This is a genomic window from Geodermatophilus sp. DF01-2 (assembly GCF_004571065.1).
GTDB lineage: Bacteria > Actinomycetota > Actinomycetes > Mycobacteriales > Geodermatophilaceae > Geodermatophilus.
Genome location: NZ_SPQN01000024.1, coordinates 26,108 through 43,714, shown reverse-complemented (window position 1 = coordinate 43,714; position 17,607 = coordinate 26,108). Strand labels below are relative to the sequence as shown.

The 17,607-nt window shown below is 68.6% G+C and carries 16 protein-coding genes; all 16 read right to left on the bottom strand.

Features of this window, described 5'->3' with window-relative positions; genetic code table 11:
• Positions 1 to 296: 296 nt before the first annotated feature.
• The 16 genes from E4P41_RS09050 to E4P41_RS08975 all read right to left on the bottom strand — a co-directional run bounded on the left by E4P41_RS09050 (position 297) and on the right by E4P41_RS08975 (position 17,438).
• Positions 297 to 896, bottom strand: coding sequence for a hypothetical protein (locus E4P41_RS09050; protein WP_209307619.1), 600 nt, complete (start codon positions 894 to 896; stop codon positions 297 to 299).
• Between the two features lie 159 nt (positions 897 to 1,055).
• A complete protein-coding gene (locus E4P41_RS09045) occupies positions 1,056 to 1,826 on the bottom strand; it encodes a methyltransferase domain-containing protein (RefSeq protein ID WP_135140728.1) in 771 nt (256 codons plus the stop codon).
• The gene (locus E4P41_RS09040; RefSeq protein ID WP_167761001.1) at positions 1,826 to 3,031 is read right to left on the bottom strand and encodes an MFS transporter; all 1,206 of its coding nucleotides are present in this window, start codon (positions 3,029 to 3,031) and stop codon (positions 1,826 to 1,828) included. Before E4P41_RS09040 ends, E4P41_RS09045 begins: the two co-directional genes overlap by 1 nt.
• Before the next feature lie 77 nt (positions 3,032 to 3,108).
• On the bottom strand, positions 3,109 to 5,238 hold the full coding sequence (locus tag E4P41_RS23610) for an aldolase/citrate lyase family protein (protein ID WP_209307618.1): 2,130 nt from the start codon (positions 5,236 to 5,238) through the stop codon (positions 3,109 to 3,111).
• A gap of 6 nt (positions 5,239 to 5,244) precedes the next feature.
• A complete protein-coding gene (locus tag E4P41_RS09025) occupies positions 5,245 to 6,441 on the bottom strand; it encodes an acyl-CoA dehydrogenase family protein (RefSeq protein WP_209307617.1) in 1,197 nt (398 codons plus the stop codon).
• Positions 6,438 to 7,850: an MmgE/PrpD family protein gene (locus E4P41_RS09020; RefSeq protein ID WP_135140724.1), complete on the bottom strand. Its 1,413-nt coding sequence runs from the start codon at positions 7,848 to 7,850 to the stop codon at positions 6,438 to 6,440. The genes E4P41_RS09025 and E4P41_RS09020 overlap by 4 nt, the downstream gene beginning before the upstream one ends.
• Entirely contained in the window at positions 7,847 to 9,037 is a 1,191-nt protein-coding gene (locus E4P41_RS09015) for a CaiB/BaiF CoA-transferase family protein (protein ID WP_167761000.1), read from the bottom strand. Before E4P41_RS09015 ends, E4P41_RS09020 begins: the two co-directional genes overlap by 4 nt.
• On the bottom strand, positions 9,034 to 9,537 hold the full coding sequence (locus tag E4P41_RS22030; protein WP_209307616.1) for a MaoC family dehydratase: 504 nt from the start codon (positions 9,535 to 9,537) through the stop codon (positions 9,034 to 9,036). Before E4P41_RS22030 ends, E4P41_RS09015 begins: the two co-directional genes overlap by 4 nt.
• Before the next feature lie 29 nt (positions 9,538 to 9,566).
• Positions 9,567 to 10,724, bottom strand: a complete 1,158-nt coding sequence (locus E4P41_RS09010; RefSeq protein WP_135140720.1) for an acyl-CoA dehydrogenase family protein — start codon at positions 10,722 to 10,724, stop codon at positions 9,567 to 9,569.
• On the bottom strand, positions 10,721 to 11,203 hold the full coding sequence (locus tag E4P41_RS09005; RefSeq protein ID WP_135140718.1) for a MaoC family dehydratase: 483 nt from the start codon (positions 11,201 to 11,203) through the stop codon (positions 10,721 to 10,723). Before E4P41_RS09005 ends, E4P41_RS09010 begins: the two co-directional genes overlap by 4 nt.
• Positions 11,200 to 12,645, bottom strand: coding sequence for an MmgE/PrpD family protein (locus E4P41_RS09000; protein WP_135140716.1), 1,446 nt, complete (start codon positions 12,643 to 12,645; stop codon positions 11,200 to 11,202). Before E4P41_RS09000 ends, E4P41_RS09005 begins: the two co-directional genes overlap by 4 nt.
• Positions 12,642 to 13,346: an ABC transporter ATP-binding protein gene (locus E4P41_RS08995; RefSeq protein ID WP_209307615.1), complete on the bottom strand. Its 705-nt coding sequence runs from the start codon at positions 13,344 to 13,346 to the stop codon at positions 12,642 to 12,644. Before E4P41_RS08995 ends, E4P41_RS09000 begins: the two co-directional genes overlap by 4 nt.
• 28 nt (positions 13,347 to 13,374) lie before the next feature.
• Positions 13,375 to 14,148 carry an ABC transporter ATP-binding protein gene (locus tag E4P41_RS08990; RefSeq protein ID WP_135140712.1) on the bottom strand — a complete coding sequence of 258 codons (774 nt, stop codon included), beginning with the start codon at positions 14,146 to 14,148 and terminating at the stop codon, positions 13,375 to 13,377.
• Positions 14,145 to 15,227: a branched-chain amino acid ABC transporter permease gene (locus E4P41_RS08985; RefSeq protein ID WP_135140710.1), complete on the bottom strand. Its 1,083-nt coding sequence runs from the start codon at positions 15,225 to 15,227 to the stop codon at positions 14,145 to 14,147. The genes E4P41_RS08990 and E4P41_RS08985 overlap by 4 nt, the downstream gene beginning before the upstream one ends.
• Before the next feature lie 63 nt (positions 15,228 to 15,290).
• A complete protein-coding gene (locus tag E4P41_RS08980) occupies positions 15,291 to 16,178 on the bottom strand; it encodes a branched-chain amino acid ABC transporter permease (protein ID WP_135140708.1) in 888 nt (295 codons plus the stop codon).
• Positions 16,179 to 16,235: 57 nt separating this feature from the next.
• Positions 16,236 to 17,438 (bottom strand): amino acid ABC transporter substrate-binding protein, encoded by a 1,203-nt coding sequence (locus tag E4P41_RS08975; protein ID WP_135140706.1) that lies wholly within the window; start codon positions 17,436 to 17,438, stop codon positions 16,236 to 16,238.
• Positions 17,439 to 17,607 lie beyond the last annotated feature (169 nt).

Below are 17,607 nucleotides of genomic sequence, written 5' to 3'. Positions count from 1 at the left end.
CCGAAAGACTCCATTCCTCGATCGGCAACATGCCGCCCATCGAGAAGGAAATGGAGTATGCTAGTTCCATCGCCTCACGCCGTGAGGTGGCCTGATCGCCACCCTCCATCGGTTCCAGGACGGTTCATCCGTCTCGATGACACGGCTCCGGATTGTTCGTATGCGACGCGGTGCGGCCATCGCGGCGGACACGTCCGTGTGGGCGGAGAGATCGCGCACCGTGGACGCGGTGGCATTTAGCAGCGGGAGCGAGCCGGACCGGAAGGCCTCGTATGCCACGGCGACGGGCAGCCAGGTCACCCGGTCGGCTTCGCCGCCGACGTCCCGAGTGTGCTGGCCTGCGGGCAGCTCAGCGAGGAAGAACCGGGTGTCGAAGCGGCGGGGCTGCCACTCCGGCGTGATCCAGTGCGCGAAGGCCGGAGCAGGTCCGCTCGCAACAGCAGCGCCCGTGCCCGGAGGAAGTTGCTGAGGGCCAGCGTGCCGTCGATGAGTGCCAGCCGGTCCCGTTCCCAGTCCTCCCCCGTGGTGTCCGTGACCTGCCTCCCGTCTTGGCGCGCGGCGAGCAGGACGCCGGATTCCTCGAACGTCTCACGGACGGCGGCACACACCAGCGCGGCGGCCAGCTCGGTGTCGCAGGAGAGGGCCTCGGCCCACGTCGTGGGTGGATGTCCGACCCAGGGCACCCCACCGTCGCGGTCGCGGGGGTCGACGGCTCCTCCCGGGAACACGTGCATCCCCGCCGCGAACGCCATCGTGGGGCGCCGGCGGAGCAGGTAGACCTCAAGACCTCGCGCGCCGTCCCGCAGGAGGACGACGGTGGCGGCGTCGCGCGGTTCGACGACCTCGGTGGAGCCACTGAGGTACTGCCTGATCAATTTCTTCACGTCGCCCGTCATCCCAACCTCTCTCGTCCCCCCGCACCGCCCGCTCGGTCGCGGTGACATCGACGATCCCGGGACCGCCCGCGCCGTCTCCTCCCGGCCGAGATCCGCACGCACCACTGCCCCTGTCTATTCGAGGACCGAGCCGCCGTGTGTCCGGGCGGCGGGACGGGCTCAGCACCGGATCACCGTCGCGAAGCGGGTGAGGCTGAAGAAGTAGTCCCCCTCGGCGGCCCCTGAGCGGATGTCGGCCCGCCAGGCCTCCACCAGTTCGGGCTGTCGGCGCCCCACGAAGTGGGCGATGGTGGCCAGCATGCCCATGCTGTAGGTGTCCGCCCGGGTGTCGGTCTCCACCAACGGCACGGCATGCACCTCGGCGCAGGTGAATCCTGCCGCGCGTGCCATGGGCAGCAGGTGGGCGGGGAGATGCGGATGGACGCAATGCTCGTCCCAAGCGCGCAGCACCGTGTCGGTCCTCGTGTCGTCCGCGCTGTGCCAGATGCAGGACCGCCAGTCCGTGTCCAGGATGACCGCGCGTCCTCCCGGTCTCAGGACGCGGTGGATCTCGGCAAGCGCCCGGGCGATGTCGGGGACGTATTCGAGGACCTGGACGGCCACGACCCCGTCGCATGTCCCCGGGGCGAGCGGTACGGCCGTTGCCTCGCCGAGGACAAAGAGGCACCGCTGGGCGACTCCTGCCGCGACCGCCCTGGAAGCTGCGGCCTGGACCATCCCGGGTTGCCGGTCGAGGGCGATGAATCGCCCGTCGCCGCTCGTCTCCGCAGCCAGCTCGCTGGTGAGGTGCCCGGGTCCGCAACCGAGGTCCAGGAGAGTCTCGCCGGGCCGGGCGTCGAGCAGTCGGCGGGTCACGGTCCGCTGCGCCCTCACAGCCGGCGAGTCGTAGATCCGGGCCAGGCCACGTGGGTCGAAGCGCGGCGGTCCCATCACCTGATCACCCGTGGCCCGGTCCGGGACGCCCCCTCGGAGGCCTCCACCACCACGGGCGTCCGCCGGCCCAGGGCCGTCACCAGCAGACGTCGCCCGACGAGCATCAGGACCGCGGCCAGGGCCAGGCTGCAGGCCGCCGCCCGCCAAGCCGCCTCGAACGAGAACGCCCCTACGAGGAGTCCGAAGAGCCCTGGTCCGGAGGCTCCGCCGACGAATGCGCCCACCTGGATGATGCTGGTCGACACGGCTGGGGATCCCGGACTGGACCGGACGACGGCGAAGATCAGCAGTCCGGGCCAGGACCAGCCGATCGCGAAGGCCGCCAGCGCCCCGACCACCAGGGCAGTCGTTCCCCCGGTGGCCAGGAGGAGCAGACTGACCGCCCCCACGGCGAGCTGTCCGGCGACGACGGGAAGGTTCCGCCCGCCCCGGCGGTCCGCCGCCACCCCGGAGAGGATGCGGGCGGTGATGCTGAGCAGGCTCGCGGCCGCCAACAAGAGACCGGCGGCACCGGCTCCCACGCCGATGTGGACCGACCAGATCACCAGATAGGCCCCGAGCGCATTGGTCCCCGCACTCGCCAGACCGGTGCCGATGGCGATCACGATCAGGGACGCGGTAGCGGTTGCCACCACCGCGTCGAAGGGCGGTCCGCTCGCACGCCCGGTCCGCTGGGGCCTGCTGGCCACCTGCGGCGCTACGAGAGCCATCGTGAGAGCGAAGGCTGCTGCGCCCGCGTACGCCCAGCGCCAACCCAACGTGAGCCCGATCGCCGGCACCGCCAGCCCGCCGAGCAGCGTGGAAATCGGGATGGCCGACTGCTTGACCCCGAATGCCACGCCCTGTCGGCGAGCCGGTACGACCTGCGCCAAGAGCACGTTGGCCGAGACCTGTCCCATCGCGTTGCCCAGCCCCCCGACGACGAGAAAGGCGAGCAGGAATGCGTAGGACACCGGGAACAGGGCGATCCCCAGCAGGCTCACCACGGCCAGCAGACCTGCCACAGCCGGGCTCGCTCGTCCACCGAGACGCTCGGCCAGGCGACCGGCCGGCACCGATCCCAGCGCAGCCGTGGCGAAGAACACCGTGGCAGCCGTCCCGACCTGGGCGTTGCTGACCCCCAGGTCCTGCTGGACGAGCACGGCCTGAGCCGTCAACAAGAAGATGGGCAGCGTGCCCATCGTTGTGACGCCGGCCGCCACGAGCATCGTCCGGATCATGTAAGGCCATCACCTTCGTTCCCCGCCCGACCGTCCGAGGGTCCGCTTCGTTGGCGGGGTCACATGCCGATGAGATCCGCCTTCGCGATCGTGTTCCGCAGGATGCGGATCGATGCGGCGTCGACCATGTCGCCGTCCACGGCGACGGCGCCCAGGCCCTGCGCCTCGGCCTCCTCGTAGGACTTGGCCAGCGCGCGCGCCCGGTCGACGTCCTGCTGCTCCGGGGAGTAGACGTCGTTCGCGATGGCGAGCTGACTGGGGTGGATCGCCCACTTGCCAATGAACCCAAGCGTGGCCGACCGGATCGCCTCGCGGCGGTAACCGTCCGGGTCTCCGAAGGCGGCGAACGGGCCGTCGATCGGGTCGATCCCGGCGGCTCGCGCAGCCACGACGATCTTGTTGCGGGCGTAGTGCCAGATGTCCCCGGGATAGCGGCTCTCGTCCGATCCGCCGACCGCGCTGGTGTGGACGCCCTGGGACGCGGAGAAGTCGCCGGGCCCGAAGATGATCGCTTCGAGCCGTGGTGAACAGCGTGCGATCTCTTCGACGTTGATCAGCGCCTCGACCTCCTCGATGAGGACTTCGAGACCGATCCGCCGGGTCCACCGGTGCTTCGCTTCAATCTGGCTCAGCAGCGTTTCCACGAACCACACATCACGGGGGGTGCGCACCTTCGGGATGATGAGGACGTCGAGGAACTCCCCCGCACCCTCGACCACCTCGATGATGTCCTCGTAGGCGTACTCGGACTCGACGTTGTTGATCCGGACGGCGCGCGACTTCCGCCCCCAGTCCAGAGTGGTCAGCGCAGTCACGATCTTGCCGCGGGCCGCGGCCTTCTCACTCGGCGCCACGGCGTCCTCGAGGTCGAGGAAGACGAGGTCGGCGTCACTGGATGCGGCCTTCGCCATCATCTTCTCGCTGCTTCCGGGGGTGGAAAGCTCACTGCGACGCAGTCGGGTGGGGGGCATGGACGGTCTCCTCGGGACGGTTCGAACAGGGGATGTCGGGGCCGCCTCGGTGGTCCCACCGGCGGCCTGCAGGATCTCGGGCGAGTGCTCACCCAGGAGGGGCGCACGGCGATGCGGGCCGAGCGGCGTGCCGGTCATCTTGATCGCGCTCCCGACGACGGTGACCGTGCGCTCGGCGCCGGGCTGCTCCAGTTCCAGAAGCATGGAGCGGGTCGCCACATGGGGATCCGTGACGATGCTGTCGGCGGTGTTCACCGGTCCGCTGGGAACCCGACCTCCCAGGACCTGGGCGATCTCCGCACGGGTGCGCACGGTCGTCCAGTCCTCCAGCACACCGCGGACCACGGCCGCGTTGCGGACGCGTGCCTCGTTGGTCGCGAAGTCGGGGTGCAGGGCGAGCTCCGGCCGACCGATCAGCTCGCTCAGCAGCCGCCATTGGTGGTCCCAGGGCGCCGCAATCGTCACCCAGCCGTCGCGAGCGCGGATGAGATCGAAAGGACAGAAGAGCGGGTGACCGCTGCCCTCCGGCTCGGGCACGACGCCGAGGTAGGAGTACTGGTAGACGATCCTCTCGCACAGCGCCAGCACCCCGTCGTACATCGCCACGTCTACGAACTGCCCTTGCCCGGTCTGCCGGGCATGCTGGAGGGCCGCGACCGCACCCAGGGCAGCGAGCGTGCCGGGGAAAATGTCCCCGACACCCGGACCGACCTTCGTCGGCTGGCCCGGCCCCGGCCCGGTGATGCCCATGAGGCCCCCCATCGCCTGGGCGACCACGTCGAACGCCGGCCAGTCCTGATAGGGCGATGCGCCGGTGCGAGGGTCACCGAAGCCCCGCACCGCCGTGTAGACCAACCGGGGGTTGCGCGCGGCCAGCGTCTCGTACGACAGACCCAAGCGCTCCATGACCCCCACGCGGTAGTTCTCGACGAGGAGATCGGCCCCGTCGACGAGGCAAAGCAGCTGTTCCCGCCCGGCCTCGGAGGTCAGGTCGAGGACAATGCTGCGCTTGTTCCGGTTGACGCTCTGGAAGTAGCCCCCGTAGGCGCGAACCTCGTCCTCGACCACGAACGGCCCCTGGTTCCGGATCGGGTCGCCGTCCGAAGGCTCGACCTTGATGACGTCGGCCCCCAGATCGGCGAGCAGCATCGTGGCGAACGGGCCGGCGAGCATCCTGGTGAGATCGAGAACCACGACGCCGGTGAGCGGCCCCGGCATCCCGCCTCAGCTCTTTCCGAGGAGCGCGTCCGAGATGATGCGCAGCTGGATCTCGGACGTGCCCTCGAAGATCTTCGTCAGCCGGGCATCGCGCCAGTGCCGCTCGACGGCGAAGTCGGTGGTGTAGCCGGCTCCGCCGTGGATCTGCAGCCCCTCGCTCGTGACCTGCTCGGCCATCTCGCTCGCGAACAGCTTCGCCATCGACGCCTCCGTGTCGCAGCGGCGGCCTCCGTCGATCTGCGTGCACACGTGGTACATCAGCTGGCGGGCAGCCTCGATGCGCGTCGCCATGTCGCCGATCTTGAACCGGATGGCCTGGAAGTCACCAATGGGACGGCCGAACTGTCTGCGCTGCTGCGCGTATGCGACCGAGTCCTCCAGGGCGCCCCGGGCCAGGCCGATGGCTCGGGCCGCCGTGTGCGCTCGGGCCACTTCCAGCCCGCCCATGGCGATGTAGAAGCCCTTGTCCTGCTCGCCCACCATGCTCTCCGCGGGGACGCGGAAGTCGTCGAAGGACAGTTCCCAGGTCTTCCATCCCCGGTACCCGACCTTGCGGACGGGGGTGCCGCTGACCCCCGTCGGCAGGCTCCCGCGCTCCTTCTCGACCAGGAAGGCGCTGATCCCCCGGTGCCGTCGCGCCGGATCGACGACCGGATCGGTCCGGGCGAACAGCATCATGTAGTCGGCGCCGTCGGCGAAGGTGCACCACATCTTCTGTCCGTTGACGACCCAGTGGTCGCCGTCGCGCACCGCACGGCAGGTCAGATTGGCCACATCGGATCCGGCCTCGGGCTCGGAGAGCGCGTAGGAACCGAGGAAGTCCCCGCGGGCCATCCGGGGCAACAGGCGACTGCGCTGCTCGGCGCTGAAGCCGCCACCGAGGCCGTTGCCGCGTGCCACCAGGCTGGCGACACTCATCCAGGCACGCGCCAGCTCCTCGGCCACCAGGCAGTACTCGAAGACGCCCAGTCCGAGCCCTCCGTACTCCTCCGGGATGAGGATGCCGAAGAACCCGAGCTCGCCCATCTTCTCGCGCATCGCCATAGGGATCTCGCCGTTGATCGGGTCGAGCTCGTTGGCCACGGGCAGCACCTCGCGCATGGCGAACTCGCGGGCCATCGCCTGGATGGCCAGCCGGTCCTCGGTGAGGTACGACGAGTCGCTTGCCTCGGAGCCGAGCTCACGGTGCCAGCTCATCGTCATGACGGCCCTCCGGCGGCCGAGGGGCGGCGGAGCGTGCGGATCCAGTCCGCCGCGGAGTCCAGCGCCCGCAGCGCGCGGACCTGGGCGACGATCCGGTCGCGGTGCTCGGCGGCGAAGACGGCCCCCGCGAGATCGTGGAATTTCTTCTCCACCACGGTCCAGGGCAGGTCGTCCCCCGGCTCCCCGATGGGCCGGTCCGTGCTGACGGTCACCGCCTGCCCCGAGGACGGGGCATACGTCAGGACGGCTCCGGCAGTCGGCACCGCCTCGTCCGCGACCAGCTCCAGCCGTCCCGCCAGGTCACGCACGTCGGGGTCGGGCAACCGGTCATAGCTGGCCCACTCCACGGCGCCGTCCAGCAGCGCGACCGCCGTCTGGAAGTAGACGCTGAACTGGGCGTCGACCACATTGGCCGGGGCGGTCTTGTTCGGTTCCGTCCCGCCGACGATCTGGTAGGCGCGCGGAGAGATGCGCAGCCCGAGGCGGCCCGCGGACGTCGGCGGCCCGCCCAGCCGTTCCCGCACCTCGAGGGCGACGTCCACCGCCCCGTGGGTGAACCGACAGGACGGGTAGGGCTTGATCGCCGTCTCGGTCAGCACCCATCGCTCCCCGAGCTCCCGCACCAGCAGCTCAGGCGCCGGTGCGTTGCTGTAGCCGGCGAGCAGCCCGAATCGCCCTTCGAACGGTTGCGCAGCAGCCACCACGCCCGACTCGGCGAACGACAGGCAGAGTAGGGCGTCGTGCGAGGCCAGCCCCGGGTGCAGACGTTTGTTCCACGCACCGTTGGCCAGGTACTGCATGGAGCCCGACGCCATGGAGCCACCCAGCCCCCACGCGGCTGCCAGCCGGTCCGGGGAAAAGCCGAGCAGCCGTGCGCCGGCGGCGATCGCTCCGAAGATCCCGGCGACCGGGGTGATGTGGAAGCCACGGTCGTAGCCGGTCTGCCCGAGCGCCGCCCCGACCCGGCAGCACGTCTCGTAGCCGGCGGCGAGCGCCTCCATCAGCTGGCTGCCGGTTGCCCCGGTCCGTTCGGCGACGGCTAGGGCCGCCGGGATCACCGGCGCGCCAGGATGGAGCGACCCGTAGATGTTCGTGTCGTCGAAATCCAGGCTGTGGGCGAACGCGCCATTGAGGAGGGCGGCGTAGGGGAACGGGTATCCGCGGTCGTCCCCCACCACCGTGCCCGGACCGTCCGCCGTCGCCAGGCTCGTCACCCCGCCGCGGATGGCGTCACTAGACTCCGACCGGGCCCCGGCGAACGCCGTCAGACCGACGAAGTCGAGCAGACACTGTTGCAGGCGCTCGACCGCCGGCTCCGGCAGGTCCCCTGCGTCGATCCCGCTGACGAACGTGGCCAGCCGGAGGGTCAGGTCCCCTGCCACCACCTCCGGTTCGGTGAGCGCGGTCATGCGGTGATGCCGCTCTCGCGAAGCTTGGCGACCGCGCCGGGCTCGAGCCCCAGCTCCGCCAGTAGCGCGTCCGTGTGCTCACCGAGCAGGGGCGGTCCGAGCTCGTTCACCGTCTCCAGGCTCGAGAACTGCGGCGGGTAGTCCAGGACCTTGACCTTGCCGACGGCGCTGTCCACCTCCCGGACCATGCCGCGGTGATGCATGCGGGGATGGTCGAGACCCTCGTCGAACTCGTTGAGGGCGCCCGAGGGGATGCCGACCTCGTGGAACCGGGCCAGCCAGTACGCCTGTGGCCGGCTGCCGATCGCACCCTGGACGATCTCGCTGAGGGCCTCCCGGTTGGCCAGCCGGAGCCCGTTCGTCAGGTAGTCGGGATGGTCGACCAGCTCTAGGTGGTCGATCGCCTCGCAGAACCGCTGCCACTGGTCCCGGCTGCCGGCGCCCGCGGCGACGATCACGCCCTTTCCGTCGCCGGCCCGGTAGGTCCCGTAGGGGAACATCGTGTGGTGGTGCAGCCCCACACGCCCGGGCCGCTGCCCCTGGTACCACCACATGTACGGGAAGTAGCCCGTCCAGGTCATGACCGAGTCGAACAGGGCGAGGTCGATGTCCTGTCCCTGCTGCGTGCGCTCCCGGTGGAATAGCGACTGCAGGATCGAGGTCGTCGCGTACATCGCCCCGGACAGGTCGGCCACCGAGAGGCTGATTTTCGCCGGTTCGTCCTGCGTCCCGTTGGTGGTGATGAGTCCCGTCTCTCCCTGGATGATTAGGTCGAGCGCGCTCCGCTCGGCGTAGGGCCCGTCCTGACCGAAGCCGGAGATCCGGCACAGAATCAGGTCCGGCCGCGCTTCCCGTATGCGCTGCGGGGTGAGCCCCCACCGCTCGAGGGTGCCCGGCACGAAGTTCTCCACCAGCACGTCGGCCCGGGCGACCAGCTGGAGCAGGATGTCCTGCCCCTCCGGCTGCGAGAGGTCCAGCGCGATGCTCTCCTTGCCCGGGTTGACCCAGACGTGACCGGAGCACATCCCGTTGACGTGGGTGTCCCACTCCCGGATGAGGTCGCCGGAGCCGGGCCGTTCCACCTTGATCACGCGCGCACCCATCTGCGCCAGGAGCCGCGTGCAGAAGGGGCCGGCCACCCCCTGGGTGAGGTCGACGACCGTGATCCCGTCCAGCGCCGAGTTCACGACCGACCTTCGTTCCCGTGCCCGTCGTCGGCTGCCCAGTGGGACCGGCGCTTGACCAGCAGTGTCCGTTCCCCCTGCACGACCTGGGACCCGTCTGTCTTCCGACCGGTGAAGCGGTACACCACCACCCCGGCGTCCGGGCGCTCGTCGCTGTCGCGGACCTCGAGCACTTCGCTGCTCGCGTACAGCGTGTCGTCCCGGTAGACCGGCGTGGAGAGCCGGATGGCGCTGAGGCCCTGGTCCATAAATGCGTTCTCGCTCATGTCCTCCGAGGTGAGCCCCACGACCATGGCGACGGTCACCGCGCCCATCACCAGTCGCTCGGAGAAGATCCCGTCCATCATGTGCTGCATGTAGTCGAGATTGAAGTGCGCCTGAGCGGTGTTCATGGTCACGTGGGTAATCCACAGATTGTCGTTGTTGTCGATCGTGCGGCCACGGGGATGGTCGTACACGTCACCCACACGGAAGTCTTCGAAATAGTTGTCGACACTGGTCACTGGCATCGCTCGATCCTTCCTTCTCGACCTCAGCGCTCGCCGAGGATTCGTCGGGCGATGACCTCGCGCTGAACATCGCTGGTTCCCTCGCCGATTGGCAGGAGGCCGGAGTCGCGCCAGTACCGATTGACGTTGGCATCCCGCGCATAGCCGTTGCCGCCGTGGATGTAGAGCGCATCCCACGCCGCCTTGTGCGCCATCTCGGAGGCGAAGAGCTTGGCCATTCCCGCTTCCAGGTCGGCGCGCTCACCCTGGTCGAACTTGGCCGCGGCCGTGTATCCCAGCGCCCGGGCGGCCTCGATCTGGGTGCGCATCTCCGCCAGCTTGAAGCGAACGGCCTGGAAGTTGGCGATGGGCTGGCCGAACTGAACACGCTGCTTGCTGTACTCGACGGCCGCCTCGTAGGCGGCCCGCGCCAGCCCGATGCAGCGGAAGGCAAAGGTGATGCGGGCTGTCTCGTACCCACCCATCAACTGGCGGAAGCCCTTTCCTTCCTCCTCGCCGACCAGGTTCGACGCCGGCACCTCGAGGTCGTCGAAGTGCAGCGAGTAGGAGTACATCCCGTGATAACCCGAGGTCGGGATGTGCGTACCCGTGAGATGGGGGGGCTCGAAGTCACCGGCCGGCTTCTCCACCATGAACAGACTGATTCCGCTGTGCTTGGCCACCGAGTTCGTCCGGGCGTAGGTGAACAGGACGTTCGCGCGATTGGCGAAGGTGCACCATTGCTTGGCCCCGTTGAGGATGTAGGTGTCCCCCTCTCGCCGCGCCATGGTCTTGATGTTCCCGGCATCCGACCCGGCCTCGGGTTCGGTGCCGGCGGACGCGGTCTGGATCTTTCCGGCGGCCATCCCGGGCAGGAAGCGATCCTTCTGCTGCTGGGTTCCGAAGCTGTTCAGGATGTGCCCGGTGATGGAGTTGCGGTGGATGACGCTGCCCACCGACAGGCTCGCCCTGGCCAGTTCCTCGGTCACCACGCACAGGGCGATGGTGTCCATGCCCAGGCCACCATGCTCGGCCGGGATGGCGACCCCGAAGAGCCCCATGTCGCCCATCTCGGCCAGCAGGTCCTCGGGGATCTGCTTGTCCTCCAGGTCGAGACTCGCCGCGACGGGCTCGACCTTGCGTTCGGCGAACTCACGGGTGGCGCGCTGCAGGGCGAGATGGTCGTCGGTCAGAAAGCTCATCGGTTTGCCTCCGCGTTCCGCATGCGAGAAAGGTTGCTGCGCCGGTATCCGAGGACCTCGTCACCTCGCTGGTTCAGACCCGTGGTCCGCCATTCGACGATCCCCCAGCCGGGGCGGGAGCCGGACGGTCGCTTTCCGAGGGTCACCGACCGGGCGGTGATCGTGTCGCCGTCGTAGACCGGGGTCCTGAACACCAGGTTGTCGACACCCAGAAAGGGGCCGCCGGCCTCGGAGAGGTCTTCGACCGAGAGTCCGAGCACGGTGGTGTAGACGAGCAGAGGGTTGATGAGGATTCCGTCGTAACCGAGTCGACGTGCGTACTCGACGTTGAAGTACAGGGGGTTGTAGTTCATGGTGACGTTGCTGTAGGTCATGCTCTCCGAGGCCGTCACCGTGCGGCCCCAGTGGTGCTCGAAGGTCTGTCCGATCTCGAAGTCCTCGAACAGGAGTCCGCGCTCCCTACGTATTGCTGTGGTCATGAGTTCTCCACTCCCTGCTTCTCCGGGGCGATGCACATCGTCACGAGCTGACCGATGTCATCGAGGTCTTCGATCCGGGTAAACGTTCGGGCGATGTCGTGCACGACCTCGGCACTCAGCTCGCGGCCGGCATTGGCCGCGAACTTCGCCGTCACCTCGGCCTCCGACAAGGGGAACTCCGGTGTGCCACGGCTGGCGGGGACCCGTCTGCGCAGGCTCCGGCCATCGACGGTGTGGAGTACGACCTCGCCCGGGAAGTGCCGGGGGTAGTCGCTCTCCGGGTCGGGGCCGCACGTCACCCGGGACGCCACGGCCAGCACGTCCGGGTCGTCCAGTGGCGCGTCGTAGAAGCCGGCGAGGTCCACGCGTCCGTGGACGAGGGCCAGTGCGACCGCGTACTGCACGCTGAACAGTGCGTCGTAGATCGTCGGTGGTGCCGTCTTGCGGTCCGCGGGCTCAGTCACCACCGGCATGAGCCGGATCGAGGTCGGGCAGTCGATCCGCCGCACGTCGTCCAGGGCGGTGCCCTGGGCGGACAGCTCGGCGCGCAGCTCCAGGGCCGCGTCGATGAAGGCGTGCGTGAAGTGACAGCACGGATAGGGCTTGAGGGCGATCTCGGCCGTCATCCACCGGCTGCCGAGGTCGTCGAGGCCGAGCGCACCGCGGTCGGGGACCGTGCCGAGGTGACTGGCGTAGAGGCCGTGCGGTCCTTCGAAGACCGTCGCCGGGCCCACGAAGCCTTCCTCGGCCATCGTGGCGGCGACGATCGCGCTGTGCGCCGCCCAGCCGGGGTGCATGCGCTTGAGCCAGGAGTTGTTGATCTCCAGGATGCCGGCGGCCTGACTGCCGGCGAGACCCAGCGCGTGCACGAGCGTCTGCTGCGGGAGGTCCCGCAGTTTTCCGGTGCCGCACACCGCGGCGAAGGTTCCCATGATCCCCGTGGGGTGGAACCCCCGGTCGTGGAATCCGCCCGAGCCCGCCGCGGCGAGCCGGCAGCCGACCTCCAGGCCGATCACGTAGGCCAGCAGGGTCGAGGCGCCGTCGGCGTGCTTCTGCTCGGCGACCGCCAGCGCGGCCGCGAGCGCCGGCGCAGTCGCGTGGTGGATGGCCTCGATGTGGGTGTCGTCGAAGTCGAGGCCGTGGATGAGCGTGCCGTTGACAAGCGCCGCCGACGGCGCGGGAAGGGCCGTGCCGAAACCGAGGACGCGGCTGTCGCGCCCGGCACCGAGGCGGCTCCCCGCGCGATGCACGGCACGACCGAAATCCATTCCGGACGAGGCGACCGCGATACCCAGCGCGTCCAGCATGTGCAGCCGGGCACGGGCAAGCACGGGTGCGGGCACATCGTCGATCGACAGGTCCCGAACGAAATCCGCGATGTTCGCGGAAACGGTCGTCCGTGTGGCGCTCTGCACTATCGTCATTGACGGTCCTCGGTTCACAGGGCAGCAGGAAAGAATGCTTTGCGGACGGTCTCGTCCTCAAGCAGCTGACTACTCGGGCCGGTGTGGCGGACCCGTCCCATCTCCATCACGTAGGCGCGGTGACTGGCCTGCAGCCCCTGTTTCGCGTTCTGCTCGATGAGCAGGAAGGCGAGGCCCGTTGCGGCATTGAGCTCACCGATCCGCTCGAAGACCTCGGCGGTGAGCGCCGGGGACAGGCCGGCGGAGGGCTCGTCCATCAGGACCAGCTCGGGCTCGAGCATCAGCGCGCGGATGATCTCGAGCGCACGGCGTTCACCGCCGGAGAGCACGCCAGCAGGTCGTGACCGCAGGTCGCGCAGGTGCGGGAAGAGGTCGAGCATCTCCTCGATACGCTGCCGCACACGGGCCTTGTCGCGCACCGTGTACATGCCCATCTCGAGGTTCTCCTGCACCGTCATCCCGGGGAACACGGTCGCCAACTGCGGAACGATCCCGATGCGCGAATGCAGGACCGCCTCCGGAGCGAGTCCGGTGATGTCCTTGCCCTTGAAGGAGACCCGCCCGGCGGTGACCTGAGCCAGGCCGTAAATGGCCTTGAAGAGGGTGGACTTTCCCGACCCGTTGGGTCCGACGATGCAGACCACCTCGGCCGGTCGCACCTCGATGTCGATGCCCTGCAGCACGTCCAGACCGCCGTATCCGCCGTGCAGGTCGGTCACCTGGAGGAACGGCTCCTCGGTTGCCACCTCAGGCTCCGAAGTACGCGTCGACGACTTCGTCGTTCCTGCGCACCTCGTCCGGAGTGCCGACGGCGAGCTCCTCGCCATGGTGCAGGACGACGACCCGGTGGCACATTCGCATGATGAACTCCACGTTGTGTTCGATGAGGAGGAACGCGACGCCCTCCTCGCGATTGAGCGACTTGATGTGATCGGACAGCTCGGCGATGACGGTCGGGTGCACGCCGGAGGTCGCCTCGTCTAGCAGGACGATGCTCGGCCGCGGCATCACCGCCATGCCGAACTCGAGCAGGCGGCGCTGACCGCCGGACAGCGTGCCGGCGGGCGCGTCGACCAGCCGGGTCAGTTTGACCAGCTCGATGAGGTGGTCCGCGCGCGCTCGCGTCGCCCGGTCGGCGCTGCGGAATATCCCCGCGAGCCCGACGCCGCCCCACTGGCGTGCCAGCCACATGTTCTCGCGGACCGAGAGCGATCCGAAGATCCGCAGCTGCTGGAACGTGCGCGCCAGCCCGATGCGGGACAGCCTGTGCGCCGGCCGGCCGGTGACGTCCTTGCCGTGGAACATGACCGATCCCTGTGTGGGCCGGAGTTCGCCCGCCATGCAGTTGACCAGCGTCGTCTTGCCGGATCCGTTGGGACCGATCAGTCCGAGGATCTCGCCGCCGAAGACCGTGAAGTCGACCTCGTGCAGCGCACGTATCCCCCCGAAGTGCTTGGAGAGCTTCCGGGCCTCCAGGATCGGCTTCGCGTCCACCGGACGATCACTCACGGGAACGCTCATCGGTGACCCCCATGCGACATCGACGAAGCAAGCTGTTTCGTCACACGACGGAAGTGCCGGACGAGCGGTGCCCGGAGGCGATTCCGCCTAGCACCGACGATGCCCTCGGGCATGAGCAGGACGACCGCCAGCAGGAACAGTCCGAGGATGAGCAGGTGCAGCTGGACGAAGTTCTGCGCGAGGACGTCTCGGACGATCACCACCGTCACCGCACCGACCAGCGGTCCCCAGATGGTGCCCAGCCCGCCGACGAGCACAACGAGCGCCAGGTAGAGCAGGAGCTCGTCCCGGAACAGGATGAGCGGGTCGACGAACGTGTTCTGGTAGGCCCATACCGCACCCACCACGGAGGTGAGCGAGCCGGCCACGACGAAGGCCGCCACTTTGACCGCCGTCGTGTTCACCCCCCGGGCCGCGGCACCCTCCTCGTCCTCCCGCACGGCGAGCAGACACGACCCGAGCTGCGATCTCCGGACGAAGGCCAGGAGCCCGATGCTGACGACGGCCATGGCGAGGAACGCGTAGTAGAAGTACGTACGACCGTTCGGGTCCGTCCACGGCGGGATCGTGATCCCGACGCCCCCACCGGTGATCGGCAACAACCCGGCGATCTCCCGCGTACCGAGGAACGCCCCGAGCATCGCGATCGAGAAGTACACCCCCCGCACCCGGAGCAGCGGGACGCCGATGAGCAGGGCAAACACGGCAGCGAACGCCAGCGCGATGGGCAAGGTGACGAGCAGCGGTACGTCGTAGCGGGTGATCAGGATCGCGGTGACGTAACCGCCGATGCCGAAAAACACGGCGTGACCGAAGTCGATGTAGCCGGTGTACCCCGAGATAAGATTCCAGTTCGCTCCCAGCGCGGTGTACATCGCCACGTTCGCCAGAAGCAGCAGCGTCGAATCGGTCGGGCCGAACAGCGGTATGGCCACCGCGACCAGCAGCCCGACCGCCACCGCGGCGGACCGGATCCACGGTCGCCGGGCACCAGGGCGCTCCGGAGGTGCGACCGGCAGGTCGGCGTCGGCGGCGGACTGGGATTCGGGGTCGGCGAGCGCTTGCCTCTCGTCAGCCATCGGTCATCAGATCCCTCATGTCTGGTGATGTGGTCGGCCTGCTGATCACGTGTGGTCCGCCCGTCACGCGTGGCCTGCCGTCGCCCGGGCGCCCGCCACGCCGCCCGGACGCAGCGCAAGAACGACGACGAGGAGGATGAAGGCCACTGCGGCACCCAGCCCCGTTCCGATCTCGGGGACGTAGGCTCCGACGTAGCTCTCGGTGAGCGCCACCAGCGCCGCTGCGAGGACGATGCCGCGCATGCTGCCCAGCCCGCCGAGAGCCACAATCGCGAAGACCTTGAGGGTCAGTGGCGGGCCGGCGAACGGGTAAAACGGCTCGATGGAGCTGAGCAGGGCGCCCGAGACCGTGGTCAATCCGATCGCGACCGCGACGGCCAGACCGTAGACCTTCTTCAGGTCGATGCCGACCAGGCGGCCGGCCTCCTGGTTCTCGGACACGGCCCGCATCGCCTTGCCGGGACGAGTGCGGTGGAGGAAGAGCCACAGCAGGCCGAGCACGCTGAACGCCGCCACCGCATTGACCGCCCCGATCAGCGGCACCCGGACCCCGAGGACGCCGAACCCGGTTGCCGCGTACGGCACGTCGGTCACCCGGGCGCTCGATCCGAAGGTCAGCGTCATGAGGCTCTGCATGACGATGGCCAGCCCGAAGGTGGCCAAGAGCGTCATGAGGAAGTGCTGCCCCAGGAGCGGCAGCACGACCGCGCGGCTGACCAGCCAGCCGAGTCCCGCGCCGACCAGTCCGATCAGCGGGGCCGCCAGATAGGGATCCCACCCGAACTCGCCGAATCCCCACCAGGCGAGGAACGCGCCCAGCACGATGAACTCGCCGTGGGCGAGGTTCACCACCTTCAGTACGCCCCAGATGAGGGCGAGGCCCTGCGCCATAAGGGCATACAGCCCACAGAGCATGAGTCCGTTGAGGGTTACCTGGAAGAAGTAGTCCATAGCGGTTCCTGGGCTGCTCAAGGTGGTCGCGTCAGAGGTCCGCGGTCCCCGACGCCCTTACTGGCCGGCCTCGGAGTACTTCTGGAGCTGCCAGGTGGCGTCGTCGGGCAGCGGTGCCACCACGACCGTCTGGCCGTTCTGGATCTGGATCCCCGGCATGGGCTTGTTCTCGTTGATGCCGGTCTCGGTGAAGTCGACCGGGCCCAGGACGGTCTCGGTCTCCATGTCCAGCAGCGCCTGACGGACCTCGTCGGAGTCGGTGCTGCAGGCTTCCTCGATGGCCAGCTGCAACGCGACGCCGCTGCCGGTGCCCATGGTCGCCACGTACGGCGGCTCGCTCCCGTACTTCTCCTCGTACAGCGCTGCGTACTCTTCGGCGGTACCGAAGAACGGGCCCTCGAAGGGTGCGCTGCGGTGCCACTGGGTCGGACCGATGATCCCCTCGGCCGAGGCGCCGAGCTCCTCGATGAACTGGGGATCGGCCGGCCCGTTGACGAGGACCATGTAGTCCGGCCGGAAGGCGAGCTGTTCGGCGACACGGGTGAAGTTGAGCGCCGACTGGAAGGCCCCTGCACCGACGAACACGTCGGGATCGGCCTGGGCGACGCGCTGTACGGCGGCGGTGTAGTCGGCTTCCTGGGGAACGGTCTCGAAGGCGACGATCTCCATGCCCAGCTCGTCGGCCGTCGCCTGGGTGCCTTCGGCGACACTGGTCATCGGCGCATCGTCGATGTGCACGACGCCGATGGTCTCGGCGCCCGCGGCCTGCAGTGCCTCGAGCGTCGCGGCGGTGTAGTCCTCGGTCGGCGTGGCCAGACCGAACACGTACTTGAATCCACGGTTGAAGATGTCTTCGGATGCGCCGCCGCCGGACATGTTGATCACACCGTGGCGTTCCGCGATTGCGGACGTGGCCATCGTGAGGCCTGAGGAGTACGGGCCGAAGAGGAAGTCGACGTCGTCCTCGCTGATCAGCCGTTCGGTCAGCTGCGCGGCAGCTTCCGGGCTGGACTGGTCGTCGTAGTACACCATCTCGACCGGGCGCTTGGTGCCGCAGACGTCGATCCCGCCTTGCTCGTTCACCATGTCGACCCACATGTCGTAGCCGTTCCTGAGGCCACGGCCCTCCACGGAGTACTTGCCCGTCTCTGCGATGGCCGCGCCGATCCGGATGGGCCCGGTATCGCCTTCGCCTGCCTGCGCGTCCTGTTCGTTGCCCTGCCCGCCACATGCGGTCGTCATGAGCAGCAGGGCTGCCATGGCTCCAAGACCTCGTCGCACTGTGCACCTCACTGGATGGGCGAATGTCGGACAGTGGGCTGGACCCTAGGGATGTGATGTAGCTCATGTCAATGGGGGCCAGGAAATCGCCTGGAGTGTTGGCTGCCGACCAGCAACCCGTCTGAACGAAACCCACCAGGTCTGTACG

Coding starts and splice junctions, on each gene's coding strand:
- E4P41_RS09050 (WP_209307619.1), bottom strand. CDS start 896: ATGACGGGCGACGTGAAGAAATTGATCAGGCAGTACCTCAGTGGCTCC.
- E4P41_RS09045 (WP_135140728.1), bottom strand. CDS start 1,826: ATGGGACCGCCGCGCTTCGACCCACGTGGCCTGGCCCGGATCTACGAC.
- E4P41_RS23610 (WP_209307618.1), bottom strand. CDS start 5,238: ATGCCGGGGCCGCTCACCGGCGTCGTGGTTCTCGATCTCACCAGGATG.
- E4P41_RS09025 (WP_209307617.1), bottom strand. CDS start 6,441: ATGACGATGAGCTGGCACCGTGAGCTCGGCTCCGAGGCAAGCGACTCG.
- E4P41_RS09020 (WP_135140724.1), bottom strand. CDS start 7,850: ATGACCGCGCTCACCGAACCGGAGGTGGTGGCAGGGGACCTGACCCTC.
- E4P41_RS09010 (WP_135140720.1), bottom strand. CDS start 10,724: ATGAGCTTTCTGACCGACGACCATCTCGCCCTGCAGCGCGCCACCCGT.
- E4P41_RS09005 (WP_135140718.1), bottom strand. CDS start 11,203: ATGACCACAGCAATACGTAGGGAGCGCGGACTCCTGTTCGAGGACTTC.
- E4P41_RS08990 (WP_135140712.1), bottom strand. CDS start 14,148: ATGAGCGTTCCCGTGAGTGATCGTCCGGTGGACGCGAAGCCGATCCTG.
- E4P41_RS08985 (WP_135140710.1), bottom strand. CDS start 15,227: ATGGCTGACGAGAGGCAAGCGCTCGCCGACCCCGAATCCCAGTCCGCC.
- E4P41_RS08980 (WP_135140708.1), bottom strand. CDS start 16,178: ATGGACTACTTCTTCCAGGTAACCCTCAACGGACTCATGCTCTGTGGG.
- E4P41_RS08975 (WP_135140706.1), bottom strand. CDS start 17,438: ATGGCAGCCCTGCTGCTCATGACGACCGCATGTGGCGGGCAGGGCAAC.